Below are 18,469 nucleotides of genomic sequence, written 5' to 3'. Positions count from 1 at the left end.
TTGAAGTGCACGGTCGCGCAGGCCGCGGCACGCGTTATCAGACAAGGAGCTGACCGACATGGGGATCGCGATCGGTGTGAAGATCGGGAGCGCGAACAGTGTCGCGGTCGTCGCCTCGGAGCAGTCGTGGGAGAGCTCGCTCTCCGCCGAGACCGCCGCCCTGGTGGATGTCGCCGATTTCCTCGACCGCGTCGGCGATCCGGTACCGGTGCTCGACGACCACGGACGAAGCCGGTCTGCCGCGCAGATCCACGCGGAGGCGGTCGCCGAGCTCGTCGCCCGACTCGAGCAGGCCGACGACTCCGTTGCTCACCTGACCGTGGTGCATCCCGACACCTGGACGCCGGAGGCGGTCGACGAGGCGCGTGCGGCGTTGGTCGCGCGCGACGGCGGGCCCGCGTCCGAGATCAGCTGGGTGGCGGAATCGCTTGCGACGCTTGCGGCGATCGAGCACAGCGAGGGTGCCTTCGGTGACGGTCTGGTGATCGGCTACGACCTCGGCGCATCCGGTCTGACCGTCACCGTCCTCGCCACCGGCACCGAACCCCACGTGGTGGGCCGGCCGCTGCGCGTCGACTCCGTCAGCGGGAACGAATTCGACCGGCTGCTGCTCGGACACACACTGCGGGTCACCGGCGTCGACGCCGAGCTCTCCGATCCGGGCCGTGCCTCGTCGGCGCTCGATGATCTGACTCGTCTCCGGGCCGAGTGTCGCGGCGCCAAGGAATCGCTGTCGGTCGACACCGACGCGGTCGTCGACGTCCGGGTGGGAGAGGCGACGACCGTCGCACGGCTCGTCCGCGATGACATCGAGGACCTGGTGCGAGCACTCATCGCGGAGTCGGTGGCAGTGATCCGCGAGGCACTGGCCGGTGCGGGCGTCGACCAGGCGGGAGGCCACCGGGTCCCCGTCTCGGCGATCGTTCTCGGCGGTGGGGGCGCGTCCATCCCGCTCGTCACCGAGGTGCTGTCCTCGACCCTGCGCGTGCCGGTGATCCTCGACCCCCAGCCCGCGACCGCTTCCGCGGCCGGTGCCGCATTGATCGGCATTGCCGCGTTCGGTGCGCATGACCTCGCGCCGACGGTCGGTGTTCCCGGGCAGGAGCTCGCGGTGTTGCCGGGGGACCGTCCGCTGCGCGAGATCGAACCGGCACCCAGCACTCCGGTCACGGCACCTGCACCTCGTCTGTCCCGTCGCCGGCGCGGAATCCTGATCACCGCCGGCGCCGCCGCGCTGGTGCTGGTCTCGGCCACCGGACTCTCGGTGGGGACGGGGCTGGTGGGATCCACGGGCGAGGCGACGCCGCCTCCCGCCGGTGCGGTGACCACGTCGGCCGGGTCGGCGCCGGTCACACCCGGGGCTCCTGCTCCGACCGTGGCCGGAGCCGACTCGCGAACTCGCACCGCCGACGCCGCGACCGACACGGGTACTCCGGCCCCGGGCACCGGCGCCCCACGCCGGACGACGGTCGCCGCGCCGAGTGCCGGTTCGCCGGCGCCCGGGACCACCACTCCCCGCGGTCAGGCACCCGCGCCCGGCGGACAGACCCCTGCGCCGGCGGCTCCGCCGGCGCCGTCGAACCCCGGTACCTCGCCCGTGCCCGACGAGAACCCCCCGGCGGATTCCCCCGAGCCGAGCCCCGGAGAGGGCTCAGGCGGTGGCGGAATCACCCCGGGTGGTGTACTGCAGGTGCCCGGCAAGGTCCTCGACGGTACCGGTCAGGTCCTCTGTGGCGTCACCGGTGTCATCTGCTGACGCGGGGCGAGCGTCGACGCCGCCGACCCCGACACTCGTCGATCGCCGGGACCCCGCCCTCGCGTCGGACTGGGTCGACGACATCCTCGACCGTGCCCGGGCCCAGCTCCCGCTGTGTGCCGTCGTCGTCGGGACACCGGGAAGCGGACGTACGGATCTGGTGAAGGTCGTGCACGAGCGACTGCGAGTTCTCGACGTCGCGGTCAGCGTCGGCATGCCGCCGGACGAGGTGTCGTCCGGACGGCCGGTCGTACTCGCCGACGACCTCCACACCTGGCCGGGTGACCTCGTCGCACGGATGACCGCGAGGGTCGACGCCGGAACCATCGCGCTGGTCGCCACGACCGAGCCCCGCGACACCGACCAGGTCCTCCGACGGGTCCTGGACCTCGCCCGACGCTCCGGCACGCTCCTCGAACTCGGCCCGGTGAGCACCGCGGACGTGCTCACCGACGCGGCTCGTGGCGGTCTGAACCTGACGCCGGCAACCGCGTCTCAGATCCGTCGACGCTGCGGCGGAGCGCGCACCGTCGTGACCGCCGCGCTGCTGGCGATCCGGGAGGCGGCAGTGGCCGCCGCACCCGGGGAGACGGTCGATTCGATGGCGGTCGTCGAAGGCGTGGCGCGTGACCACCACCATCGGCTCCTCCGGGGGCTCGACCCGACGACGTTGTCCGTCCTGGCCCTGGCGTCGGTACGGGGACCGCTGGACCCCGACAGCCTCGCCGAGACGCTGGATGTCCCGCGGGACGCGGCGCTCGAGGCACTGGACCGCGCGCGGGGAAGTGGTCTGCTGCGCGGAGCCGACGTCCTCGTCTCCGCCGCAAGCGATCCCCTGCACGCCGTTCTCGGAGGCCGGCGACTCGACGAGCTCCGTCGCGCGTCGGTCGCAGTGCGACTGCGGTCGACCGAGCTGACCGCCGACGACGCGTTGCACGCCGCGGAGTCCGGGGTCGAGGACCCGCGGCTCGTCGACACCCTGCTCGCCGGTGCGGCTGATGCCACCGCCGCGCGTGCGGTGGTCCTGCTGCGGGCCGCCGATCGCGTCGAACCGGGGCGGGACGACGTCCGTCTCCTGATGGCTCAGCGCGCGTTGGCGTCTGGTGACGTCGACGGGGCCGGTGTCGTCGCGGACACCCGGCTCGAGACGGCTGACCCGGGTGAGAAGGGGATCGAGCACTGGGTGGGGGTCGCGGCGGTGGTCGCGGCACACCGCGGCTTCGCATCCCATGCGGCGGATCTCTATCGCTGGCTCGGATCGGATCGCATCGTCGCAGAGCAACTCTCGGCGGTGACCGCGCTCCTGGCGGTCGGGGACCGGGCGGCCGCCTCGGCGATCGCCGCAGCGGATGACGGGCAGCCGCCGGTGGGTGCCCGCGCGATGCGTTCGCTGGCGATCCGCGGTCTGCTCACCTCGGTCGGGTCCCCCGACGACGGTCTGGGCGACGGCGTCGACCTCGTGGTCCGTGGACTCGCCGCCGCGACGAGCAGGACGGGGCCGGCCGCTTCGAGTACGTTGCATGCGGCCGTCGCGCTCGCGCTGAACGGCGGCGACCTGAATGCGGCCAGGACACTCCGGGGAGCGGTCGGCGACTCCGCCGACGGTACCCTGCTCGACGCCGAGATCGCGCTGGCCGGCGGTGACCTCGAGTCAGTCACCCGTCTGCTGCCGACCACCGAACCCGGCGGCATGGTCGACCGGCTCCGAATCCACGCCATCCGCCTCGGCCTGGCGCGTCGCAACGGTGACGTCCCGGCGCTGACGGCGCTGTGGCCGGAGGGCTTGTCACTGCTCGCCGCGACCGAGGTCGACCTCTATCTACTGCGTCCGCTCGCGGAGTACTGGCAGGCCGCCGCCCGGTTGGCCGACGCCGCCTCGATCGAGCGGTACATCATCACGGCCGATCGATTGCTCGACACGCTGGACAACCCGGTGACGTGGTCGGCTCCTTGGCATTTCGCCGGAGTACAAGCAGCCGTCATCGCCGCCGACGGTCAGCTCGCGGCCGAGCGACAACGACACCTCGACGCCGCGACCGCGCCGTACGCGCGGGCGTCAGGCCTGGCGATGGCCGCCCGCACGTGGTCGGCACTCACGTTCGATCGGGTGGGGAGCATCACCGACGACGAGGTCTCCGCTGCGGTCGCAGCCCTGCGATCGAACGGATTGGACTGGGAGGCAGTACGTGTGGCGGGAGTTGCGGCGTTACGCGCCGAGGACCCGAGTGCTGCCGCGAACCTTCTGGAGACCGCCCATTCGGTCGACGCGGATCGACGACGCCCCCGACCGATCGACGGTGTGCTGACCGAGCGGGAAGCCGAGGTGGGCCGAGAGCTGTTGCAGGGGTTCACGTATCGGGAGATCGGTGCGCGTCTGTTCATCTCGCCGAAGACGGTCGAGCACCATGTGTCGCGTATTCGACGTCGACTGGGTGCGGGATCGCGCTCGGAGTTGATGTCGGCACTACGGGCCGCCGGATGCGGCTGACTCCCACCACCGAAAAGTCGGTCGGATATGTCGTGCTGCGGGACAATACGAGAATTCGGCGATCTGTCGGGATTGTCGAGAGTCGACGAATTGCATTGGCAATTATGTGAAATTGAATGTGTGATGCATTCGACAACAGGGGTGTTCACTTGCGTTGTCGTTTGTTACGTTCGGCGAAGCCCGTTGTTACGTTCGGTCAAGCCCGTGAGCCGAAATATATATGGAGGCAAACGAATATGAAACGAAATCTCATTCGTGTTACCACGATTGGTGCAGCTCTTGGCATTGCCGGCCTGATCGCACCGGCCGGAGCGAATGCCGCGCCGGTATCCGAAGCGAATTGCGCGAAGCAATCGACCCCCGGTAACCCAGCCGGGTGGGGAAACACATTCGGTGATGAACGAGGTCAGGCAGGAAAAGTGACTGCGACGCAGGTGGTGGACGAGGACGGCTCGCTCGAATTCGTCACCACCGAGCAGACACCGCGTCAGGCGTCGTACCATGGCGCCGGCCGGCTTCCGCTCGCCGACCTGGTGACGAGCAGCAAGGCGCTGACCTTCGAGAAGTCCGCGGGGCAGGCCAATTGGCAGATCCGCGTGACCGGTGCGAACACGGGTGCCGGCGATGGATTCCTCACCCTGGTGTGGACCGCACCCGAGGGTGCCGGCAAGACCGCGGACGCCGCGGCGTCGAATCAGTGGTGGGCCACCCGCGACCTGCCCGGCATACCCAAGAACACGAAGGGCACGCTGGCCGACTTCGTGAAGGCCGCGAACAGTGAAGGCAAGACCACTGTGGTGGACCACTACGGCATCTCGAGCCAGCCGCCGGCCGCGACGCCTGCCGGCAAGGTGAACGTCGACAACGTCTCGTTCAACGGTTGCACCACGAACTTCGCGGCCACGGGCGCCGGCGGTGCCTTCGGCTCGCTGGAGAACATCTTCCCCATGAATTGAGTAGAGCCGCCTCGAAAACACTCCGGGCCCGCGACCTTTCGGTTGCGGGCCCGGAGTGTTTTCCGGTGATCAGCAGGCGTCCTCCACTCACCACTGGTCGAATCCGACATTGGCCTGCGGGAAGCCGGTGTCGATGTGGCTGTTCATCCAGTACTGCTGGGACTGCGGTCCCCAGATCCCGCTCATTCCGGTGTTGACGTTGAACTTGTGGTTGGTGAGCTGGTAATTGGCGGTGGGGCCGAACGCTCCGATGCGGTACATGGCATTGACGTCGAGGTGGTTGTTGAAAGGTGCGACGGCCGTGATGGTTTCGCTGGCACCGGGGTAGAGGACCTTCTGCGGTGCGTTGACCCACTGACCGCCGTCGGCGTTGCTGCCGATCAGGTACTCGGGCTTGTTGGTGTGGTTGGTGATCGTCATCGCGACCGTCGGCTCGCCCGGGCGGGTGATCGGCATGGTGCCGGCGTGTGCTGCTCCGGCGGCGCCGAGTGCGATTCCGGTGGCTGCGGCGAGTCCGAGGGTGCCGGCTGCGATGCGGGACGCGATCTTCATGGTCTTCTCCGAGTCTCTGGTGAGGTTCTGTGTGGTTGTTCCGGGTTGTCCCGGTGACACCAATGACTTTCCTCGGAAAAGGCCGCGCCGGGATTCCGCCGACCGGGTGATGGACCGGTGGAATCTCCCATCCCCCGATCGGTGGACACGGGACCCTCAGACCTCGCGCGCCGGTACCTCGACGACGGCAACCGTCCCGCCGCTGGGCCTCGTGGCCAGCGAGAACGTGCCCCCGACACCCTCGATGCGGACCCGCCGCGACGCCAGCCCGATGTGGCCGGCCGCCTGTCGTCGACGCATCAGCTCCTCGACCCCGACGTCCTCCGGCAGTCCGACGCCGTCGTCGACGACGACCAGCCGCGCGACCCCGTCGTCGAACTCGGCGGTGACCTCCGCGGTGTCGGCTTCCGCGTGTTTGAGCACGTTGGTGAGGAGTTCCCGGGCCGCGGCGAACAGCAGGGAGTCGGCGGAGGTGCGCAGCTCCGACGGCCAGGCGGCGGTGTCCACGGAGATCGCCGGAGCGCCTGCGCGGCTGCCGTACGAGGATGCGAGATCGGTGAGGGCGACGGCCAGCCCGGCTTGTTCGAGGACCACCGGATGCAGTTCGCTCAGCGTCGAGCGGAGCAGCTGTGCCGAATCGCGCAGGGCGCCGTCGACGCGGTTCAGTGTCACCGGATCGGCCGAATCACGCAGTGTCGCAAGCTCTTGCCGAGCCGCGAGCAGATACTGCAGAGCGCCGTCGTGCAGATTGTCGGCGAGGTCTCGTCGTTCGCGTTCCTCGATCTCCATCGTGGCGTCGAGCAGCCGGGCACGTTCGGCGGCAAGCGATCCGATGGTCGTCACGCGGGAACGCTGCAACTGCGACAACAGGATCGCACCGACGGCCAGGGCAGACACGACGAGCACGCGCAACACGATGATCGACCACGGTTCGCCGTTCGACTGCCGGGCGAGGATGTTGGAGACGGCATAGACCACCACGGTCGCGATCACGACGATCGCGCACAGGCGCGGCTGCAGCGAGATGGCCGCGATCATCGGTACCAGGGCGAATCCGGTGAGCAGGGCGTCGGTGGTCCAGCTGACCTCGTTGGACATACCCGCGACGACAGCCAGGATCGTCAGTAGCAGTAGGTCGATCGGCAACGCGATCCAGGAGTAGCGGACCATCCACGCCTCGTGGCGCCGCACCACGACGGCCCCGGCGATACACCACGCCGCGTACAGAACGGCGGTGACGACGCTGAACGCCGTCGCATGGTCGGGCGGATCGAGGCAGACCGTCAGGAGCACGAAGAGCGCCAAGAACAGTCGCAGGAGAACCTGGATGCGGATGCCGCGGAGCACGTGGTCGACGAGGATGCGATGGATCCGCGGTTCGTCGGCGAACTCGCCGAACCCGAGATAGACGGTCAGCCCGGCGATCTCGACGTCGGAGTTGCGTATCACACGCCGGCTACTCGAGAAGGCCACGACGCATCGCCTCGGCCACCGCGGCTGCGCGGTCCGAGACCCCGAGCTTCTCGTACAGACGCTGGGTGTGGGTCTTGACGGTCGAGGCGCCGATGTACAGCTCGGCGGCGACCTGCGGAATCGATTGTCCCCGAGCGAACCCGGCGAGTATCTGGCGCTCGCGCTCGCTGAGGGCCGGCGCGTCGCGCTGAGTCTGGGCGCGGATCTCACCGGCGAGACCGGACGCGAGCGCCGGGGGCACCACCGTGTCTCCTCGGGCGATCCGGGTCACCGCGCCTACGATCTCGTCGCGGTCGGCGTCCTTCGACAGATAACCGGCGGCGCCTTCCTGCAACGCCCGGAACACGATCGGCCCGTCGGTGACCGCGGACAGCAGGAGCACGCGCGTCGGCAGCTTGTCACGGGTGACCGCATGTGCCAGCTCCACACCCGTCATCCCGGGCATCTGATGGTCGACGACGGCGACGTCCGGATTCTCCCGTCGGATGAGTTCGAGGCCGGCGGCGCCGTCCGCGGCCTCGCCGACCACCCGCACCCGGCCACTCTTCGTCAGACCCCGCGACACCCCGTCCCGGAAGAACGGGTGATCGTCGACGACGACCGCGGTGACGAGTTCGTCCACACTCAGCTCGCCGACTCGGTCCGGATGGGCGCCGTGACGGTGATGAACCGGGCCGCGGTCTCCACCGCCTGCCGGGCCTCCGAGGACAACCGCGGCATCAGCTGGAACACGTGCCCCTGGTCCGGCCACGCCTGGATCACCGAAACGCCTCCGGCGCCGACGATCTCGTCGTGGGTGGCCCGGGCGTCGGCGCCCATGACCTCCAGCGATCCGTACTGGATGAGGGTCTTCGGGAGGGTCATCTCCGGGGTGAGGCGGATGCGCATCCGCGGATGGTCGGGATCGGCGGTGCGCGTGTACAGACGGAGGATCTTGCGGGCGGTGATCGCGTTGATGATCGGATCGTGGACACCGCTGCGCTGATTGTCCACGGCGAGATCGAAAGTCGGGTCGTAGAGCGGGGAGAACAGCACCATCGAACCCGGTTGCGGCGTGCGGGTCGCGTGGTTGACCGCGAGGATGTCGAGCGCGAGGTGCCCGCCGGCCGAATCACCGGCGATCACGATGTCCTCGGCCCGATAGCCCTGAGAGAGCAGCCACCGGTATCCGCGGATGGCGTCGTTTCCCGCGCACGGCCAGGGATGTTCGGGACCGAGCCGGTAGTCGAGGCTGAACGCCGACAGCTCCGTCAGATTGCCCAGCCGCCCGACGAGCCCGCGATGCGTACGGGGCGAACACACCACGTAGCCGCTGCCGTGCAGGTAGTAGATGATCCGGGTGCCGGGCCGGGGGTCCGCGGCTCGCCGGCCCGTCACCCATTCACCACGGATCTGGCCCCCGCGGAAGGTCTCCCTCACCAGCCCGACCTGCGTCCCGACGGTGGTGGATTGAGCCGTTCGATGGTGCGGTTCAGTCCCGGGCGGGTCCGCTGGATCATCTGCGCGGTCACCCTGGGGTGGCTCCGGCGCGCGGCCAGCATCATCGGCCAGGTGACGCGCGCGAGATAGGCGTTGACGGCCCGTGACCGCCGCGAGCCGTGGGGATCGACACCCAGACGTCCGAAAGGGTGGTCTTCCGCGGGTCCGCCGGGGACACCGCCCGCGGGCATGGTGACGCTCATCACCCAGACGCTAGCGGTCTCCGATGTCCGATGCGCGCCGATCGTGCCGCCCGAAACCCGACCGCGACCGCGCCGCGATCGAGTGGCGCTCTCGTCGGATCCATCTCGTTACGTACAGAAGGCCGTCAGCTCACTTCGACGGGTTCTCGCGGTGATGTCCGTACACGCCCGATTTCTCCCTGACGTGCAGTATCGAGGCCGTTGTGGTAGCCGGATTTCGATAGTGGGCACCCCACGTGGAAAAATGACCCACAATGCTCATACGGCAGCCCGCGGGCGCCCTCTGTAGTGCTGCGCGCAAAGCCGAGATGAGCAGGGTGTTCGGGCCCCGACGATGCGGCCCGAAATTCCGTCAGCAACGGCGCTGACGGGGCCACCGCCTTTGTGATTGTCGGCTCTGCCCCAGGTCAGCCCCTTGGGGGTGGATGACGACGACGCTGTGGGGACAGCGAGGTCCGCAGGGCGACGGGACATTGAGGTCCGGAAAGCAAGGCCGGCAACGGAGCCGGTGATACAGGCGGGGTGGCCCCCAAAACATTGACGACGGTTAGTGCGTGCACCCTCCGCACGCAAAGTGAGGCGAATATGAAGCAGGCTCCGGGACCGGTGGGTCTCTACGACCCACGCAACGAGCACGACTCGTGCGGCGTGGCGTTCGTCGTAGACATGCACGGACGACGCAGTCGCGACATCGTCGACAAGGCGATCATGGCCCTGGTCAACCTCGAGCACCGCGGTGCCGCGGGTGCCGAACCGAACACCGGTGACGGCGCCGGGATCATGATCCAGGTTCCCGACCGTTTCCTGCGTGAGACGGTCGACTTCGAGCTGCCCGCCGAGGGCAGCTACGCGACGGGTATCGCCTTCCTGCCGCAGGGCTCCGAGGACGCCCGCCTGGCCTGCGAGGGCGTCGAGAAGGTCATCGAGTCCGAGGGTCTGACCCTGCTCGGCTGGCGCGAGGTGCCCACCAACGAGAACTCGCTCGGTGCGCTCGCCCGCGACGCGATGCCCACCTTCCGCCAGGTCTTCATCGCCGGCGCCGAGGGCATGGAACTCGAGCGCCGCGCGTACGTGGTGCGCAAGCGCGTCCAGTACGAGCTCGGCAACAAGGGCGCCGGCGCCGACGGCCCCGGTCGCGAGACCGTCTACTTCCCGAGCCTGTCGGGCCGCACCTTCGTCTACAAGGGCATGCTGACGACCCCGCAGCTGCGGGAGTTCTACGTCGATCTGCAGGACTCGCGCGTCGAGAGCTCGCTGGGCCTCGTCCACTCGCGCTTCTCCACCAACACCTTCCCGTCGTGGCCGCTCGCGCACCCGTTCCGTCGCGTCGCCCACAACGGTGAGATCAACACCGTCACCGGCAACGAGAACTGGATGCGTGCCCGCGAGGCGCTCATCGACACCGAGGCCTTCGGTCCCGACGCCGCGTCGAAGATCTTCCCGGTCTGCACCCCCGGTGCGTCGGACACCGCACGTTTCGACGAGGTGCTCGAACTGCTGCACCTCGGCGGACGCAGCCTGCCGCACGCGGTCCTGATGATGATCCCGGAGGCCTGGGAGCGTCATGAGTCGATGAAGCCCGAGCACCGCGCGTTCTACCGCTACCACTCGGCGCTCATGGAGCCGTGGGACGGCCCGGCGTCGGTGTGCTTCACCGACGGCAACGTCGTCGGCGCCGTGCTCGACCGGAACGGTCTGCGCCCCAGCCGCATCTGGGTCACCAAGGACGGCCTCGTCGTGATGGCCTCCGAGGTCGGCGTCCTCGACATCGACCACTCCGACGTCGTACAGAAGATGCGTCTGCAGCCGGGCCGCATGTTCCTCGTGGACACCGCGGCGGGCCGCATCGTCGACGACGAGGAGATCAAGGACGAACTGGCCGCCGAGCACCCGTACGCGGAGTGGCTCGAGAAGGGCCTCGTCGCCGTCGACGACATCGAGGCGGCCCCGCACGTGCACATGCCGCACGACCGGGTCGCGTTGCGCCAGCAGGTGTTCGGCTACACCACCGAGGAACTGAACCTCCTGGTCGCGCCGATGGCCAAGACCGGCGCCGAGGCACTCGGTTCGATGGGCACCGACACGCCGATCGCCGTGCTCTCCCAGCGACCCCGCATGCTGTTCGACTACTTCCAGCAGCTGTTCGCACAGGTCACCAACCCGCCGCTCGACGCCATCCGCGAGGAGGTCGTCACCAGCGTCGGATCGACCATCGGTTCCGAGGCCGACCTGCTGCACCCGACCGCCGAGTCGTGCCGTCAGATCGCGCTGCCGCAGCCGGTCATCGACAACGACACGCTGGCAAAGCTGGTGGAGATCAACGGCAACGACGCCTTGCCGGGCTTCCGCAGCGTCCACATCCACGGCCTCTACCCGGTCGCCGAGGGCGGTGCCGGTCTGCGCAAGGCCCTCGACGAGATCCGGGCCAAGGCCAGCGCCGCCATCGAGGACGGCGCCAACCTGATCGTGCTGTCGGACCGTGAATCGGACGAGACCTACGCGCCGATCCCGTCGCTGCTGCTGACCGCGGCCGTGCACCACCACCTGGTGCGCGAGCGCAAGCGCACCCGTGCGGGCCTCATCGTCGAGTCCGGTGACTGCCGCGAGGTCCACCACGTCGCCACGCTCGTCGGTTTCGGTGCGGCAGCGGTCAATCCGTACATGGCCTTCGAGTCCATCGAGGACATGGTGGAGCGCGGCGTGCTCGGCGACATCGATTTCGCCACCGCGCGGAAGAACTACATCAAGGCCGCCGCCAAGGGCGTGCTCAAGGTGATGAGCAAGATGGGCATCTCGACCATCGCCTCGTACACCGGCGCACAGCTCTTCCAGGTCATCGGCCTCTCGCAGGAGACGGTCGACGAGTTCTTCACCGGGCTCAACAGCCAGCTCGACGGCATCGGTCTCGACGAGATCGCCGCCGATGTCGCCGTGCGACATGCCCTGGCCTTCTCCGAGCGTCCGTCCGAGCGCGCCCACCGCGAGCTCGAGGTCGGCGGCGAGTACCAGTGGCGCCGCGAGGGCGAGTACCACCTGTTCAACCCGGACACGGTGTTCAAGCTCCAGCACGCCACCCGGACCGGCCAGTACAAGGTCTTCAAGGAATACACCAAGCTGGTCGACGACCAGTCCGCGAAGATGGCGTCGCTGCGCGGCCTGTTCGACTTCAACTTCGGTGATCGCGATCCGATCCCGATCGAGAAGGTCGAGCCCGCAAGCGAGATCGTGAAGCGCTTCTCCACCGGTGCGATGAGCTTCGGCTCCATCTCCGCCGAGGCGCACGAGACCCTGGCGATCGCCATGAACCGTCTCGGCGGTCGTTCGAACTCCGGTGAGGGCGGCGAGGATCCGCGTCGTTTCCACCACGACGAGAACGGCGACTGGCGACGCAGTGCGATCAAGCAGGTCGCGTCGGGACGTTTCGGCGTCACCTCGCACTACCTGTCGAACTGCACCGACATCCAGATCAAGATGGCGCAGGGCGCCAAGCCCGGTGAGGGCGGCCAGCTCCCGCCGCACAAGGTGTACCCGTGGGTCGCCGAGGTCCGCGGTTCGACGCCGGGCGTCGGCCTCATCTCGCCGCCCCCGCACCACGACATCTACTCGATCGAGGATCTCGCCCAGCTGATCCACGACCTGAAGAACGCAAACCCCAAGGCGCGCATCCACGTGAAGCTCGTCAGCGAGGTCGGCGTGGGTACCGTCGCGGCCGGCGTCTCGAAGGCGCATGCCGACGTGGTGCTCATCTCGGGTCACGACGGCGGCACCGGCGCAACGCCGCTGACCTCGGTCAAGCATGCGGGTGCGCCGTGGGAGATCGGTCTGGCCGAGACGCAGCAGACCCTGCTGCTCAACGGTCTTCGCGATCGGATCGTCGTGCAGGTCGACGGACAGCTCAAGACCGGCCGCGACGTGGTCGTCGCCGCGCTGCTCGGTGGCGAGGAGTTCGGTTTCGCGACCGCGCCGCTGGTGGTCGCGGGCTGCGTGATGATGCGCGTCTGCCACCTCGACACCTGCCCGGTCGGTGTGGCCACCCAGAACCCGCTGCTGCGTGAGCGTTTCGCGGGCAAGCCGGAATTCGTGGAGAACTTCTTCATGTACATCGCCGAGGAGGTCCGGGAACTCCTGGCGCGCCTCGGTTTCCGCACCCTGCAGGACGCCGTCGGTCACGTCGAGGCCCTCGACACCACCAAGGCGCTGGCGCACTGGAAGTCGGAGAAGGCGGGCAAGCTCGACCTGTCGTCGATCCTGACCATGCCGGAATCGCCGTTCATGAACCAGGATCTGTACTGCTCGGGCGTGCAGGATCACGCGCTGGAGAAGGCGCTCGATCAGCAGCTGATCGCGCAGAGCCGCGAGGCGATCGATCACGGTACCCGCGTGTCGTTCACCTCGAAGATCACCAACGTGAACCGCACCGTGGGCACGATGCTGGGCCACGAGGTCACCAAGGCCTATGGCGCACAGGGTCTTCCCGACGGAACGATCATCGTCGACTTCACCGGTTCGGCCGGTAACAGCTTCGGTGCCTTCGTCCCCAAGGGCATCACGCTGCGCCTCGAGGGCGATGCCAACGACTTCGTCGGCAAGGGCCTGTCGGGCGGCCGCTTGGTGGTCCGGCCGGCGCGCAACGCACCGGCCGAGTTCGTCGCCGAGAACAACATCATCGCCGGCAACGTGATCGGCTTCGGTGCCACCTCGGGCAAGATCTTCCTGCGCGGCATCGTGGGCGAGCGCTTCTGCGTGCGTAACTCGGGTGTGACCGCCGTCGTCGAAGGCGTGGGCGATCACGGTTGTGAGTACATGACCGGTGGGCGGGTCGTCGTCCTCGGTGAGACCGGCCGCAACTTCGCGGCGGGTATGTCGGGCGGTATGGCGTTCGTGTACGACCCGGACAACAAGCTGGCCGACAACCTCAACACCGAGCTCGTCGATCTCGAGCCGCTCACCGACGAGGATGTCGAGTTCCTCGCCGCAGCCATCGACGAACACCGTGCCGAGACCGAATCACCCGTCGCCGCAGCGCTGCTCGACGATTGGGAAACCGCACAGACCAAGTTCGCCAAGGTCATGCCGCGCGACTACAAGCGCGTGCTGCTGGCCATCTCCGATGCGGAGAAGTCCGGGCGAGACGTGAACGAAGCGATCATGGAGGCCGCACGTGGCTGATCCCAGAGGATTCCTCAAGCACCCCGAGCGGGAGCTGCCCGACCGTCGTCCGGTCGAACTGCGACTGCTGGACTGGAAAGAGGTCTACACCGACTTCGACAAGGGGCACCTGAAGACGCAGGCCAGCCGCTGCATGGACTGCGGTATCCCGTTCTGCCACAACGGCTGCCCGCTGGGGAACCTGATCCCCGAGTGGAACGACCTGGTCTACAAGGACCAGTGGCGCGACGGGATCGAGCGGCTGCACGCGACCAACAACTTCCCGGAGTTCACGGGTCGCCTGTGCCCGGCGCCGTGCGAGGCGTCGTGCGTGCTCGGGATCAACCAGCCGCCGGTGACCATCAAGCAGGTCGAGGTCGAGATCATCGACAACGCCTTCGACAACGGCTGGGTCACCCCGGTTCTGCCCTCGGAGAAGACCGGCAAGTCGGTGGCCGTCGTCGGTTCGGGTCCCGCCGGACTCGCTGCCGCACAGCAGCTCACGCGTGCCGGTCACGACGTGACGCTGTTCGAGCGGGCCGATCGCATCGGCGGTCTGCTGCGCTACGGCATCCCCGAGTTCAAGATGGAGAAGCGCCACATCGACCGCCGCCTGGCGCAGATGGAGGCCGAGGGCACCGTCTTCCGCACCGGCGTCAACGTAGGCGTCGACATCACCGTCGAGCAGCTCCGTGCCGACTTCGACGCGGTCATCCTCGCCAACGGTTCGACCATCGGCCGTGACCTGCCGATCCCGGGCCGCGAGCTCGACGGCATCCACCAGGCGATGGAGTTCTTGCCGCAGGCCAACCGGATCCAGCTCGGCGACACCGTCGAAGGGCAGATCTCGGCGAAGGGCAAGAAGGTCATCATCATCGGCGGCGGCGACACCGGCGCCGACTGCCTGGGCACCTCGCTGCGCCAGGGCGCCGAGATCGTCCACCAGTTCGAGATCATGCCCAAGCCGCCGATCGAGCGCGCCGAGTCGACCCCGTGGCCGACCTACCCGCTGATGTACCGCGTCTCGTCGGCCCACGAAGAGGGCGGCGAGCGGGTCTTCTCGGTCAACACCGAGCAGTTCATCGGCGAGAACGGCAAGGTCACCGGTCTGAAGGCGCACGAGGTCGTCATGCGTGACGGACGCTTCGAGAAGGTCGAGGGCACGGACTTCGAGCTCGAGGCCGATCTGGTCCTGCTGGCCATGGGCTTCGTCGGACCGGAGCGCGAGGACCTGCTCGACAAGATGGGCGTCGAGTACGACCCCCGCGGGAACGTCAAGCGCGACAACGACTTCGCTGCCATCGGCCAGCCGGGCGTGTTCGTCGCCGGCGACGCCGGCCGCGGTCAGTCGCTGATCGTGTGGGCGATCGCCGAGGGTCGTTCGGCCGCTGCGGCCGCCGACAAGTTCCTCACCGGGGCGTCGGATCTGCCGGCTCCGATCGTGCCGACCCAGGTCGCCCAGCGCTGACCCTCGGGTCACCAGAATCGAGGACTCCCGCCCACCGGAACAGGTGGGCGGGAGTTCTTTTTCGGCTACACATCCGGGTGAAGCCGCCATACACTCGGCCTATCGCGATCCACCTACCGAAGGGGCAGCCCATGCGTCGAATCCTCGCCATCATGTGCACTCTGTTGTGTGCGGTCTTGGGAGGGTTCGGGCTCACGACGCCGCGCGCGGACGCGGCGCCGGCCGGTTGCCCGAAGGTCTACGTCCTCGCCGTCCCCGGAACCTGGGCCAACGGTGTGAGTCCCGGCATCCTGAGCAGCGTCACCTCCGGGCTGGGACCGGAGACGAAGGTCCAGTACGTCGGCTACGACGCGACCGCGTTCCCGTGGGAGAAGGCGATCTACGGGAAGTCGAAGGCACAGGCCGTGGCCAACACCCGTGGCCTGGCACTGCAGATGCTGCAGCGTTGCCCCGGCACGCGGATCGCACTGGTGGGTTACAGCCAGGGCGCCGACGCGGCGGGCGACCTCGCGTCGGAGATCGGGACCGGTCGCGCGGCGATCCGGCCCGGCCAGGTCGCGGGCGTCGTGCTGATCTCCGATCCGCGACGCTCCCACAAGGACAACGTCGTCGGTCCGCCCCTGCGCGGTGAGGGCAGCGGCGGACCCCGCCTCGACGGTATGGGCTGGGTGCTGCCCCGGGCCTTCACGCTCTGCGAGCCGTCGGACATGTACTGCAACACGCCCCGGGACTTCTACATCACCCGCATCGCCGGCTACCTCGCCGAGACCAGCGATCCGACGCCCAGTCAGATCCTCCAGTACCAGGCCGAGGCTGCCGTGATCGTGCGTGAGCTGCTCACGCTCGGCGGTCCCGGCGCGATCGTGCAGGAACTCGGCAACAAGCGGGCCCGCGAGCAGATCATCTCGTTCAACAAGTTCCTGCAGTCCGGATCGCACGGCACCTACGGCGATTTCCAGGTCAAGCCCGGCGTCAGCGCCGTCACCTGGGCCAACCGCTATCTCGCCGGCCTGGCCTGAGTCATCCGGCGCGACCGGGCTTACGGCCGACGAGGGCTCCGGTCGACGACCCGACGGTGCGGAACTCCACCGACGTGAAGCCCTGGCGGGTCAGGTCCGGGATGTAGCGCCTGATGTCGATGGCGTCGATCGGGTCGGCGTGGCCGGCGACCCCGTCCGAGGTGTGCCGAGCGGCCGACCGCGACATCGCCCGAATCAGGATCGGCAGGATCGGGCCGCTCGGGTGGGCGTCGGCGAGCAGCACGGTGCCACCCGGTCGCAGCACCCGGAACATGCCGGCCAACGCGGCGTCACGGTCGGCCTGCGGGATGTGATGCATGACGAAGGTCGAGGTCACGACGTCGACGGACTCGTCGCTCAGGGGAAGGTCCTGTGCCGCTGCCCGTTCGAAGCGACTGTTGGGCAGGGCGTGTGCGGTGGCGTGGTCGATCATCTCGGGGGACGGGTCGATGCCGACGACGCTGCCGTCGGGTCCGACGCGGTCGGCGAGCGCGGCGACCAGGTCTCCCGGCCCGCACCCGATGTCGGCGGCGTCGTCGCCACGGCGCGCTCGCGTCAGCGTGGCCAGCTCGCGGTAGAGCGGTCGGCTGCGTCGTAGGAGCAGCGCCGCTCGCAGCCGCCGGTAGGAGCGCGGATTGTCGAGGACGATGCCGACCTCGTCGGAGGGATGGACTTCGGACGGTTGTTTGTTTCGGGACATGTGGTCATGATCTGGGTCCACACTGGGGGTGACCAGGCGCAGTTCCGACGGTTTCGTCCGATTACGGACAACTGTCGGCACATTGTCCGGGAACAGGCCGGCTGATCGGGAGGAGGCGACGATGGTCGAGCATGCGGATCGCCGGGTCCGGCGGACCAGGGCGAACCTGCATCGAGCGCTCATCGAGCTGATGGTCGAGCGCGACTACGACCGGATCAGCGTGCGCGACATCCTCGATCGGGCCGACACCGGACGGTCCACCTTCTACGCGCACTTCCGTGACAAGGACGATCTGCTCCTGGCGAGCAGCGTCGAATACCTCCGGGACCTCTTCGCGGTTCCGTTGCCCCCGGACGCGGCGACGCCGCCGGACAGCGATCGGCTGGCGCCGGTCTACCGACTTCTCGTACTAGCGCAGCAGTACCCCGACGTCTATCGGGTCCTCGTCGGCCGGTCGGCGGGCGGGGTGGTGCTGCGGTCCACGCGGGACGTCGTCGAGCGACTGCTGACCGATCAGATGGCCGGACGACTCGAGGTAGCCGAACAGGATTTTGCCGCGACCATCGCGTTCCTGTCCTGGGGCGTCGTCGGGATGCAGGCGGCCATTGCCGATTCCGGCGGCGCGCTGACCGCCCGGCATGCCTACGACGTCGTCGCGGGGCTGTTGTCGCCTGCCGATTCATAGCTCGAGAACGCGCTCAGCGCGGCTTCGAGCTACAAGACGGGTCAGAGCCGATTGAGCACCGTTCCTACAGCCGATTGAGCACCGTCGAAATCTGACGCGGCACCGAGTCGGCGAGGCGGTTGAACGCAAGTTGCGCGAGCGGGTCGGCGAGACGCGCGAGTCCGTTGAACGTGACGTGCGCGCGGTAGGTCATCGAGGTCCGCGACGGGCCGTCGGCGCGGAAGGACAGATCGTCGACGCTGGTCGCCGTCTTGTTGGTCCCGGTGAACACGAGGTGGTCGGGGTCGTCGCGGGTCAGCTCGTAAGTGAGGCTCGTCGAGATGCCGTAGAGATGCGACTCGTTGTGCCATCGTGTGCCGAGCTCGATGGGATCGGTCCCGATCTGCTCGCATCGCTGGGTGCCGGGATCCCAGTCGACGGCGTTGGCGAAGTCCCGCATGTATGCGACGACCGTGTCGATCGGTTGCTCGACGATGAAGGTTCGCGACACCTCGACCACAGCTGGCTCCTCGATTCTGCTCTCACCCGCCACCGCTGGGGGA

The 18,469-nt window shown here is 68.4% G+C and carries 12 protein-coding genes and 1 pseudogene; 7 read left to right on the top strand and 6 right to left on the bottom strand.

Annotated features, from left to right (window positions below):
* Window positions 1-58 precede the first annotated feature (58 nt).
* The 3 genes from BLU62_RS23135 (at window position 59) to BLU62_RS23125 (ending at window position 5,200) form a co-directional block, all read left to right on the top strand.
* Window positions 59-1,756, top strand: coding sequence for an Hsp70 family protein (locus BLU62_RS23135; RefSeq protein ID WP_074852241.1), 1,698 nt, complete (start codon window positions 59-61; stop codon window positions 1,754-1,756).
* The gene (locus tag BLU62_RS23130) at window positions 1,743-4,244 is read left to right on the top strand and encodes a helix-turn-helix domain-containing protein (RefSeq protein ID WP_074853189.1); all 2,502 of its coding nucleotides are present in this window, start codon (window positions 1,743-1,745) and stop codon (window positions 4,242-4,244) included. Before BLU62_RS23135 ends, BLU62_RS23130 begins: the two co-directional genes overlap by 14 nt.
* 236 nt (window positions 4,245-4,480) lie before the next feature.
* Window positions 4,481-5,200 carry a hypothetical protein gene (locus tag BLU62_RS23125; protein ID WP_099047879.1) on the top strand — a complete coding sequence of 240 codons (720 nt, stop codon included), beginning with the start codon at window positions 4,481-4,483 and terminating at the stop codon, window positions 5,198-5,200.
* Window positions 5,201-5,287: 87 nt separating this feature from the next.
* Here the strand turns inward: BLU62_RS23125 and BLU62_RS23120 are convergent, their stop codons facing one another.
* The 4 genes and pseudogenes from BLU62_RS23120 to BLU62_RS23105 form a co-directional block, all read right to left on the bottom strand.
* Window positions 5,288-5,752 (bottom strand): hypothetical protein, encoded by a 465-nt coding sequence (locus BLU62_RS23120; protein ID WP_074853188.1) that lies wholly within the window; start codon window positions 5,750-5,752, stop codon window positions 5,288-5,290.
* A gap of 156 nt (window positions 5,753-5,908) precedes the next feature.
* The gene (locus tag BLU62_RS23115; RefSeq protein WP_074853186.1) at window positions 5,909-7,198 is read right to left on the bottom strand and encodes a sensor histidine kinase; all 1,290 of its coding nucleotides are present in this window, start codon (window positions 7,196-7,198) and stop codon (window positions 5,909-5,911) included.
* A gap of 10 nt (window positions 7,199-7,208) precedes the next feature.
* Entirely contained in the window at window positions 7,209-7,847 is a 639-nt protein-coding gene (locus BLU62_RS23110) for a response regulator (protein ID WP_074852239.1), read from the bottom strand.
* Window positions 7,848-7,849: 2 nt separating this feature from the next.
* Window positions 7,850-8,907 (bottom strand): annotated as a pseudogene (locus tag BLU62_RS23105) (alpha/beta hydrolase fold domain-containing protein).
* A gap of 585 nt (window positions 8,908-9,492) precedes the next feature.
* Here BLU62_RS23105 and gltB point away from each other — a divergent pair.
* From gltB to BLU62_RS23090, 3 genes are all read left to right on the top strand, one after another.
* Window positions 9,493-14,076 carry a glutamate synthase large subunit gene (gene gltB, locus BLU62_RS23100; RefSeq protein ID WP_074852238.1) on the top strand — a complete coding sequence of 1,528 codons (4,584 nt, stop codon included), beginning with the start codon at window positions 9,493-9,495 and terminating at the stop codon, window positions 14,074-14,076.
* The gene (locus BLU62_RS23095) at window positions 14,069-15,523 is read left to right on the top strand and encodes a glutamate synthase subunit beta (protein WP_074852237.1); all 1,455 of its coding nucleotides are present in this window, start codon (window positions 14,069-14,071) and stop codon (window positions 15,521-15,523) included. Before gltB ends, BLU62_RS23095 begins: the two co-directional genes overlap by 8 nt.
* 131 nt (window positions 15,524-15,654) lie before the next feature.
* Window positions 15,655-16,542 carry a cutinase family protein gene (locus BLU62_RS23090; protein WP_074852236.1) on the top strand — a complete coding sequence of 296 codons (888 nt, stop codon included), beginning with the start codon at window positions 15,655-15,657 and terminating at the stop codon, window positions 16,540-16,542.
* A gap of 1 nt (window position 16,543) precedes the next feature.
* Here the strand turns inward: BLU62_RS23090 and BLU62_RS23085 are convergent, their stop codons facing one another.
* Window positions 16,544-17,242, bottom strand: coding sequence for a methyltransferase domain-containing protein (locus BLU62_RS23085; RefSeq protein ID WP_074852235.1), 699 nt, complete (start codon window positions 17,240-17,242; stop codon window positions 16,544-16,546).
* A 121-nt stretch (window positions 17,243-17,363) separates the two neighbouring features.
* Here BLU62_RS23085 and BLU62_RS23080 point away from each other — a divergent pair, with 121 nt between their 5' ends.
* Complete coding sequence (locus BLU62_RS23080; protein WP_074852234.1) at window positions 17,364-17,927, top strand: TetR/AcrR family transcriptional regulator; 564 nt, start codon at window positions 17,364-17,366, stop codon at window positions 17,925-17,927.
* A gap of 64 nt (window positions 17,928-17,991) precedes the next feature.
* Here the strand turns inward: BLU62_RS23080 and BLU62_RS23075 are convergent, their stop codons facing one another.
* Complete coding sequence (locus tag BLU62_RS23075; protein ID WP_074852233.1) at window positions 17,992-18,426, bottom strand: SRPBCC family protein; 435 nt, start codon at window positions 18,424-18,426, stop codon at window positions 17,992-17,994.
* Window positions 18,427-18,469 lie beyond the last annotated feature (43 nt).

Origin of the sequence: Gordonia westfalica (genome assembly GCF_900105725.1) — a bacterium.
GTDB classification, from domain to species: Bacteria; Actinomycetota; Actinomycetes; order Mycobacteriales; family Mycobacteriaceae; genus Gordonia; species Gordonia westfalica.
Note: the sequence above shows the minus strand (reverse complement) of the source record. Positions and strands in the feature narration are given on the sequence as shown.